Annotated in this window: 8 protein-coding genes and 1 other RNA gene; 3 read left to right on the top strand and 6 right to left on the bottom strand. The window is 66.7% G+C overall.

All coding sequences use genetic code 11. From position 1 onward, the window contains the following. The first annotated feature begins 12 nt into the window (after positions 1–12). Both gloB and F9Z44_RS11475 read left to right on the top strand, forming a co-directional pair. Entirely contained in the window at positions 13–786 is a 774-nt protein-coding gene (gene gloB / locus F9Z44_RS11470; RefSeq protein WP_159606238.1) for a hydroxyacylglutathione hydrolase, read from the top strand. Then, positions 783–2,450 (top strand): transglycosylase SLT domain-containing protein, encoded by a 1,668-nt coding sequence (locus F9Z44_RS11475; protein ID WP_159606240.1) that lies wholly within the window; start codon positions 783–785, stop codon positions 2,448–2,450. The genes gloB and F9Z44_RS11475 overlap by 4 nt, the downstream gene beginning before the upstream one ends. A gap of 11 nt (positions 2,451–2,461) precedes the next feature. Here the strand turns inward: F9Z44_RS11475 and F9Z44_RS11480 are convergent, their stop codons facing one another. The 5 genes from F9Z44_RS11480 to dnaX all read right to left on the bottom strand — a co-directional run bounded on the left by F9Z44_RS11480 (position 2,462) and on the right by dnaX (position 7,031). Beyond that, complete coding sequence (locus tag F9Z44_RS11480) at positions 2,462–3,520, bottom strand: ABC transporter substrate-binding protein (RefSeq protein ID WP_159606242.1); 1,059 nt, start codon at positions 3,518–3,520, stop codon at positions 2,462–2,464. A 144-nt stretch (positions 3,521–3,664) separates the two neighbouring features. Then, positions 3,665–4,069 (bottom strand): MAPEG family protein, encoded by a 405-nt coding sequence (locus F9Z44_RS11485; RefSeq protein WP_159606244.1) that lies wholly within the window; start codon positions 4,067–4,069, stop codon positions 3,665–3,667. Between the two features lie 35 nt (positions 4,070–4,104). Continuing rightward, on the bottom strand, positions 4,105–4,719 hold the full coding sequence (gene recR, locus F9Z44_RS11490) for a recombination mediator RecR (RefSeq protein ID WP_159606246.1): 615 nt from the start codon (positions 4,717–4,719) through the stop codon (positions 4,105–4,107). 19 nt (positions 4,720–4,738) lie between these two features. Then, positions 4,739–5,071 (bottom strand): YbaB/EbfC family nucleoid-associated protein, encoded by a 333-nt coding sequence (locus F9Z44_RS11495; protein ID WP_159606248.1) that lies wholly within the window; start codon positions 5,069–5,071, stop codon positions 4,739–4,741. 37 nt (positions 5,072–5,108) lie between these two features. After that, positions 5,109–7,031 carry a DNA polymerase III subunit gamma/tau gene (dnaX, locus tag F9Z44_RS11500; RefSeq protein WP_159606250.1) on the bottom strand — a complete coding sequence of 641 codons (1,923 nt, stop codon included), beginning with the start codon at positions 7,029–7,031 and terminating at the stop codon, positions 5,109–5,111. A gap of 73 nt (positions 7,032–7,104) precedes the next feature. Here dnaX and ffs point away from each other — a divergent pair. Then, an RNA gene (gene ffs, locus F9Z44_RS11505) (signal recognition particle sRNA small type) lies at positions 7,105–7,201 on the top strand. Positions 7,202–7,229: 28 nt separating this feature from the next. On the opposite strand, the gene F9Z44_RS11510 is transcribed toward ffs, so the two are convergent. Further along, on the bottom strand, positions 7,230–8,057 hold the full coding sequence (locus F9Z44_RS11510; protein WP_159606252.1) for a hypothetical protein: 828 nt from the start codon (positions 8,055–8,057) through the stop codon (positions 7,230–7,232). Positions 8,058–8,070: the final 13 nt, after the last annotated feature.

Below are 8,070 nucleotides of genomic sequence, written 5' to 3' on the forward strand. Positions count from 1 at the left end.
CGCCCCGACGCCATGGAACTGTTCCCCCTGCCCTCCTTCAGCGACAACTACATCTGGATCCTCCACGACGGCCGGCGCGCGCTGGTGGTCGATCCCGGCGAGTCCGATGGCGTGCTGGCCTGGCTGGCACAGCACAAGCTGCAGCTCGACACCATCCTGATCACCCACCACCACGCCGACCACACCGGTGGCGTGGCCGCGTTGCGCGAGGCCACCGGCGCGCGCGTGGTGGGCCCGACGCACGAGCCCATGCCCGAGCCGCTGCAGCGCGTGGGTGCTGGTGAACACGTGGACGTGCTGGGTCTGCGCTTCGAGGTGATCGAGGTGCCGGGCCACACCGCCGGCCACATCGCCTTTTACGCGGCCGAAGCCCAGGGCACGCCGCTGCTTTTCTGCGGCGACACGCTGTTCTCGGGTGGCTGCGGCCGCCTGTTCGAAGGCACACCCGCGCAGATGCTCGACTCCCTCACCCGCCTGGCGGCCCTGCCCGCGGCCACGCGCGTGTGTTGCACCCACGAGTACACGCTGTCCAACCTGAAGTTCGCGCAAGCCATCGAGCCCGACAATGGCGCTCTCGCCGCCTACGTGGCGCAATGCCAGCAACAACGCGCGCAGAACTTTCCCACCCTGCCCAGCTCCATCGAAGTGGAAAGACGCATCAACCCGTTCCTGCGCACCGCAGAAGCGTCCGTGGTGCGATCGGCCCAAGCCCACGAACCGGCCACCACCCAGGATGCCGTGTCGGTCTTCGCCACGCTTCGGACCTGGAAAAACAACTTCAAATGACGCCTGCTTCCGCTTTGCCATCTTCCGCGCCCGCCCCCTCCCGCCGCCACCACTGGTGGAGCACTGCCGCCCTGGCAGCCGGTCTCTTTCTCTCCGGCTGTGCCACGGTTTACAACGACTACAACGCCCCGGCGCCGTCGGCAACCGATCCCTCCAGCAACCGCGCGGCCAACACGCCGCGCCTGCCCTCGTACCGCCTGCCGGGCGATGTGCCGCTGAGCGATATCGGCGTGGCCAGCACCAGCGTGCCGCCCGTGGCCCTGCTGGCCGCCCCGGCCGATCTTTGGGAGCGCATCCGCCGTGGCTTCGCCATGAACGATCTCGACGGCGACCTGGTGCGCGACCAGGAACGCTGGTATGCCACCCGGCCCGATTACATCCAGCGCATGACCGAGCGCTCCAGCCGCTACCTGTTCCACATCGTCGAAGAGATCGAGCGGCGCAACATGCCCATGGAGCTGGCCCTGCTGCCCTTCATTGAAAGCGCCTTCAACCCGCAAGCGGTCTCCAGCGCGCGCGCCGCTGGCATGTGGCAGTTCATGCCCGCCACCGGGCAGTCGTTCGACCTCAAGCAAAACGTCTTTCGCGACGACCGCCGCGACGTGCTGGCCTCCACCCGCGCCGCGCTCGACTACCTGCAGCAGCTGCACGGCCGTTTCGGCGACTGGCACCTGGCGCTGGCGGCCTACAACTGGGGCCAGGGCAATGTGAACCGCGCGATCACCCAGAACAAGCGCCAGGGACTGCCCACCGGGTACACCGACATCAACATGCCGCTGGAGACGCGCACCTACGTGCCCAAGCTGCAGGCGGTCAAGAACATCATGGCCCGCCCCCAGGCGTTCAACACCACCCTGCCCCTGATCGGCAACCACCCGTTCTTTGACACCGTCACGCTCGACCGTGACATCGATGTGGCCGTGATCGCCCGTCTGGCCGAGGTGAGCGAGGCCGATTTCCGCGCGCTCAACCCCTCGCTCAAACAGCCTGTGGTGATGGCGTCCGGCACCCCCAACGTGCTGCTGCCCTGGGACAACGCGGTGATCTTCCAGACCAAGCTGCAGTCCCACAACGGCCCGCTGGCCAGCTGGACCGCCTGGGTCGTGCCCACCACCATGACGGTGGCACAGGCCGCTTCACGCGTGGGCATGAGCGAAGCCGAGCTGCGCGACGTCAACAACATCCCGCCGAGCATGAGCGTGCGCGCCGGCTCCAGCCTGCTGGTACCGCGCACCGGGCAGCGCAACACGGATGTGCCCTTGCACGTGGCCGACAACGCCCAGCTCAGCCTGCAACCCGACATCGTGCTGCGTCGATCGGTGGTCAAGGCACGCAAGGGCGACACACTGGCACGCCTGGCGCAGCGCTACAACGTGAGTGCGGTCAGCGTGGCTGGCTGGAACAAGCTGGCGGTGAACGCGGCCCTCAAGCCCGGTCAGCAAGTGACCCTGATGCTGCCCAAGCGGGTCTCGCTGGCAGCATCGGCTGGCGCTCCCGGGAAGAAGGCGGCGGCCAGCGGCACCCGCAAGGTCGCCAAGAGCGCGGGCCAGCCCACCAAGACAAAGGTCAGCGCCGTTGCCAAGAAAAAGACCACCAAGGCAGTGGCGTCGAGCGGCGCCAAGACGCGTGTGGCGTCCAGCGCCAAGGCCGACAGAAAGCCCTGAACCAATCAGCCTCAGGCCCTGAAGCGGGCCTTGGCCTTGCGGGCGAACACGTTGGTGAATGTGCTCGGAAGATCAAACCGATCCATCGACCCGGGCTCGTCGAACTGCGCCACCAGGCGCGCCGCGATCTCCGGCCCCGCTTCAGGCATCAGGCCGTCGGGCGACCAGGCCTCACGCGCGCGGTTGAACGCCGCGAGGTAGAGCGAACGGTCGCCCTGAAAGTAGCGCTCCGGCACCACCTTGATGAGATCGGAAGGCCCGGCCGTCTGCAGCCACTTGAGGGCATGCACCATCGCGTCCGCCATGGACTGGCTGGCGCGCGGAAACTGAGTGAGAAATCCACTGGTGGCGCACAGGCAAGCCGAAGGCATCGGACCGCCAAACACATCGGCATTGCCACGCACGCTGCGGGTGTCGGCCACCACCTTGAGTTCACCCGCCTGCTCCAGTTGCGTCATCGTGGGATCGGTGTAGCTGATGGCGTCCAGTGCGCCGTTGCGAAACGCGGAAATGGCGGCCCATGCGTTGGGCAGGGCAACGAATTGCACGTCGTCGGAACGCAAGCCGCCACGGTTGAACACGGCGCGCGCCACGCGGTGCGCCGGCGATCCGAAGGCCTGCACGCCCACGCGCTTGCCCCTGAGATCCGAGAGCTGGCGGTAATCCGCGAACGTCTTGGTCGACACCCCCACCACGATCTGCGGCGTGCGCCCCTGCAGCACGAACGACTGCAGCGAATGGCCCCGGACCTGCCAGGCGATGGTGCTGCTGTAGTGCGCCGAAACCGCATGAACCGCACCCGAGAGCAAAGCCTGCATGGCTTGGGACGCGTCGGCAAAATCCCGCACCTCCACGTCGACACCCTCGCTGGCAAAGTAGCCCAAACGGTCGGCAATGGTCAGGGGCAGGCAGGAGAAGTCGGTGCGGTTGTCCACCGCGATCACCAGCTTGGGAGCGCTGCGTGCCAAGGGGGCGGCAGGTGGCACGACCGGCTGAGCGCGCAGCTCAGGCAAGCCCGCGGCCAGTGCCGCCGCAGCCACCGCTCGACCCCAATCTCTGCGCTTGAGCATGCCCGAATGTCCTCTCTGTATTGCTTTATGAATACACAGAGGTTACGGGGCCGCCTTCAACTCCGCATCGGGACCATTCCGGAGCGGGTTTGTACCGAGCGTTTTCAGGGTGTTTTTTGCAAGCCGATGTAACGGCGTTGCCACTCAGGCGAACAGGATGGCGATATTCACCAGAAAGGCCAGCGCCCACACCAGGCTGCGCACCGTGGCCAGATCGGCCACGTACATCATGATGTAGAGCAGGCGCAGCACGATGTAGAGGAAGGCCAGCACATCCAGCCGCAGCTGCGAAGCGCCGATCTGATGGGCAATGATCACCGCGCCCATGAAAAACGGCAAAGCTTCGAAGCTGTTGGCCTGAGCCGCGTTGGCGCGGGCGCGCCAATCGGTCTGCTTCGCCAGCCACTGACGTGGATGGTTGTTGTCATAGCCACCCTGGCGTCTGGGCCGGGTGAACATGCCCCACTTGGCCAGCCCTGCGCACGCGATGGGCAGCACCGACGACACGAGCACGCACCAGTAGGCCACGGTCAATCCCGCCAATTTCATGGTTTGGTTCTTTCAGGAAAAATGAATCGATGCGTTCAGCGCCGGTCCACCAGGGCGTGGGCAATGGTGCCCAGGTCCACGTATTCCAGCTCGCTGCCCACGGGCACGCCGCGCGCCAGCCGCGTGACCTGCACGCCGCGCCCCTTGAGCGCCTGGGCAATCACGTGTGCGGTGGTTTCGCCTTCAGCCGTGAAGTTGGTCGCCAGGATCACCTCACGCACTTCGGATACGCCGGTGGGCGTTTGCGCGGGCGCGTCAATGCGGTCGAACAGCTTCTGCAGGCCGATGTCTTTCGGACCCACGTTGTCCAACGGGCTGAGCTTGCCCATCAGCACGAAAAACAGGCCCTTGTACGCACCCGTGCGCTCCATGGCGGCCTGGTCGGCCGGCGTCTCCACCACACAGAGCTGGCTGCGGTCGCGCCGCGGGTCCAGGCAGGTGTGGCAGATGGCTTCTTCGGTGAAGGTGTGGCACAGCGCGCAGTGCTGCACGGAAGCGGCAGCGTGCTCCAGCGCGCGGGCCAGGTGCAGCGCACCCTCGCGGTCGTGCTGCAGCAGGTGGAACGCCATGCGTTGGGCCGACTTGACGCCCACCCCAGGCAGGCGCCGCAAGGCCTGAACCAGATGCTCTAGGGAATGCGTTTCGGCCATGCGCTAGCGGAAGTGATCGTCAGAAAGGAAACTTCATGCCACCGGGCAGGCCCGGCATGCCGGCGGTGATCTTGCCCATCTTCTCGGCCGAGGTTTCTTCGGCCTTGCGCACTGCGGCGTTGAAGGCCGCGGCCACCAGGTCTTCGAGCATGTCCTTGTCGTCGGCCAGCAGGCTGGGGTCGATGGTGATGCGCTTGACATCGTGCTTGCAGGTCATGAGCACCTTGACCAGACCGGCACCGGACTCGCCCGTGACTTCGACGAAGGCCAGTTCGTCCTGCGCCTTCTTCAGGTTGTCCTGCATGGCCTGGGCCTGCTTCATGAGGCCGGCGAGTTGTCCTTTGTTGAACATGCTGTGTGTCTTTCTTTGTAGGAATGAAATGAGAGGCTCAGGCGCGTGTGGCCTTGAGCGTGCCGGGGACGATTCTGCCGCCAAAGTCGCGCATCATGGTTTGCACAAACGGATCACCCATGATCTGCGCTTCGGCCTGGCGCTGCAGCCGCTCGGCCTCCAGCGCCAGGCGCCGCGACGGTGAGTCGGCCACGGTACCGATCTCCACCACGAGGCGCACCTGGTGGCCAATGGTTAGCAGCGCCGTGGCCAGGCGCTCGCGGCTGTTGCCTTGGTTGAGCGACTCGCGCTCCACGCGCAGCACCCAGCGGTCGGTGTCGCGTGCCACCAGCTGGGACTGCAGGCCCAGCTCCCGCACCAGGGCTGAAATCGCCTCGGCGCGCACCAGCTGCATGACGGCGTCGAACCAGAAATCACCCTCTTCGCTGGGCACAATCGGTGCGAGTCCGGCAGACACTGACGGCGCGCGAACTTGCGGCTGATCTGCGCGGCCCGGCTCACCTGCGTCGCGCACAGGAATTGCCACCGTGCGGCTCGGGTTGACCACGCTTTCATGGTCTTCTTCCCACGGTGGCCCGTCGTCTTCGGGCCAGGGCGCATCGTCCATCTCGGGCGAGGCTGCGGCTTGCGTGGCGGGTGCTGGCGCCGGTGCGGGTGACGCCGCCGGTGGTGGCTGAACCGCCACCGGCCGGGGTGCAGGCGCTGCGACGGGGGCTGCAACTGCCGGCGCAACAGGCGCGGCAATCGGCGCCGTGCGTGCCACGGGCGCACTCGTCGGCGCGGCCAAGGCCACTGGTGGCACCGCCTCAGCGGGTTTCAGAGTTTTTTTTTCCGCGGCGGCCACCGCCGAGCCTGCCGGTTTGAATGCGAGCAACCGCAGCAACACCATGGTCAGGCCGGCGTATTCGTCGGGCGCCAGGCCGAGTTCGGCCCGGCCGTGCAGGCACAGGCTGTAAAGCAACTGGGTCTCATCCGCCGGCAGGCTGCCGGCCAGCCGCTCGATCTCGACTTCGTCCGGATCTTCCAGGCCATCGGCCGGCGCACGACCCGGCACCGCCTGCAACACCGCCATGCGCTGCAGCACACCGGTCATGTCTTCGAGCGTGGTGGCGGCGTTCAGGCCGTTGAGGCGCAAGGTATCCACCGTGTCGACCACCGTGGCACCGTCGGAGCGCGCCAGCGCGTCGATGAGGCGCAGCACATACGAGCGGTCCACCGCGCCGAGCATCTGGCGCACGGTCGCCTCTTGCAACTGACCGCCGCCAAAGGCAATGGCCTGGTCGGTGAGGGACAGCGCGTCGCGCATGGAACCTCGCGCCGCGCGCGAGATCAGGCGCAGCGCCTGCGTTTCGGCAGCCACCTGCTCGGCCTGCAGCACCTGCATGAGATGCTCCTGCACCGTCTCGGGCGCCATCGGTCGCAGGTTGAACTGCAGGCAGCGCGAGAGCACCGTCACCGGCACCTTCTGCGGATCGGTCGTGGCGAGCACGAACTTGAGGTACTCGGGCGGCTCCTCCAGCGTCTTCAACATGGCGTTGAACGCCGTGTTGGTCAGCATGTGGACCTCGTCGATCATGAACACCTTGAAGCGGCCCTGCACCGGCTTGTAGACCGCTTGTTCCAGCAAAGCCTGCACCTCGTCCACACCGCGGTTGGAAGCGGCGTCGAGCTCGGTGTAGTCCACAAAGCGGCCGCTGTCGATGTCGGTGCACGCCTGGCACACGCCACACGGCTCGGCGGTGATGCCACCCTGCCCGTCGGCGCCCAGGCAGTTGAGCGACTTGGCCAGGATGCGCGAGACGGTCGTCTTGCCCACGCCCCGCGTGCCGGTGAACAGGTAGGCGTGGTGCAGCCGCTGGGTGGTCAGTGCGTTGGAGAGGGCTTGCACCACATGGCCCTGACCCACCATTTCGGTGAAATTGCGCGGGCGGTATTTGCGGGCCAGAACGACATAGGACATGCGGTTGATTCTAAGCGGCGGGGTATCGCCAGCTTCCCTGCGCCGCGAGGCCGCATGGCCTACAATTCACCCCGACGGGCCTTCCCGCATGGTGAAGCGGCCAACCGGGTCAGGTGGGGAACCAAGCAGCCCTAACTGTGAATCCAGTGCCGGGGTAGAGGCTCGTCACCTTCCATGTTTTTCGAGCCTTTGGGCCACCTACAACGGCTGGCGTTCCACGTACAGGCTCAGAAATTCGCTCCCGTGGCGGTCGATGCCGCCCGACAGATGGCCCAGACGGGCATCGCCCAGGCCGGCGAGTGCGTCGGCCACCGCCTCCGCATCGATACCAAGCCCCTCACCCGCTGACTGCAGCGGCAGCAACACGTCGGGCAGCCGCAGTTCGGTCCGGTAGCAGTTGATGTCGAACGAGCGGCGCGGATTGCCCTCTTCACCGGCTTCCAGGTAGATCAACGGCATCGTCGGCCATCGCACGGCGCAGACTTTGACGATGCGCCGCGCGGCGGTGTAGCCCGCCATGGTCTGGTCCTCGCCATACAGGGTCCTCAAGCGGGCCAGGATGTCTTGGTGCGTGAGCAGGGGGTGGCAGGTGTAGTGCGCACGTTCCAGCCGCTGCGCCGGCCCCTCCTCCCACTTCAGGCCCAGGTGCATCAAACGGGGCTCGCGCGACCCACTGGTGCGCACGGCTGCGCGCACCTCGTCCCAGAATTCCAGGTACACCTTCCACAAGGTGCGCGCACCCCGGTCCTCCACGGCAAGGCCGAGCGCACTGGAGCGTGCAAACGCGGACTGAAGGCTTGCTGCGTGCCCGGCTGGCAGGCCGAGCTCCTCCACCAGAGACAGAAAACCAGCCCAGGGCAGATCAGCCGAGCGCACGCCCACGAGCAGCCGCCGCGCGACCAGCCCGTCGCGCACCGAGAATTTCAGCGAGTCCTCGATGCCGTGCGCGACGCCACGCTGCGCGATGACCTGCAGCAGACGGGCGCAGCCGTCGGCCAGCGCGGGTTGGGCCATGGCCACGGTCACGGTTGGCTCGCCG

Source organism: Hydrogenophaga sp. PBL-H3 (assembly GCF_010104355.1).
GTDB lineage: Bacteria > Pseudomonadota > Gammaproteobacteria > Burkholderiales > Burkholderiaceae_C > Hydrogenophaga.

What these genes read in the sequence shown, in the direction of transcription:
- gloB (WP_159606238.1), top strand. Translation starts at nt 13, where the DNA reads ATGGAACTGTTCCCCCTGCCCTCCTTCAGCGACAACTACATCTGGATC.
- F9Z44_RS11475 (WP_159606240.1), top strand. Translation starts at nt 783, where the DNA reads ATGACGCCTGCTTCCGCTTTGCCATCTTCCGCGCCCGCCCCCTCCCGC.
- F9Z44_RS11480 (WP_159606242.1), bottom strand. Translation starts at nt 3,520, where the DNA reads ATGCTCAAGCGCAGAGATTGGGGTCGAGCGGTGGCTGCGGCGGCACTG.
- F9Z44_RS11485 (WP_159606244.1), bottom strand. Translation starts at nt 4,069, where the DNA reads ATGAAATTGGCGGGATTGACCGTGGCCTACTGGTGCGTGCTCGTGTCG.
- recR (WP_159606246.1), bottom strand. Translation starts at nt 4,719, where the DNA reads ATGGCCGAAACGCATTCCCTAGAGCATCTGGTTCAGGCCTTGCGGCGC.
- F9Z44_RS11495 (WP_159606248.1), bottom strand. Translation starts at nt 5,071, where the DNA reads ATGTTCAACAAAGGACAACTCGCCGGCCTCATGAAGCAGGCCCAGGCC.
- dnaX (WP_159606250.1), bottom strand. Translation starts at nt 7,031, where the DNA reads ATGTCCTATGTCGTTCTGGCCCGCAAATACCGCCCGCGCAATTTCACC.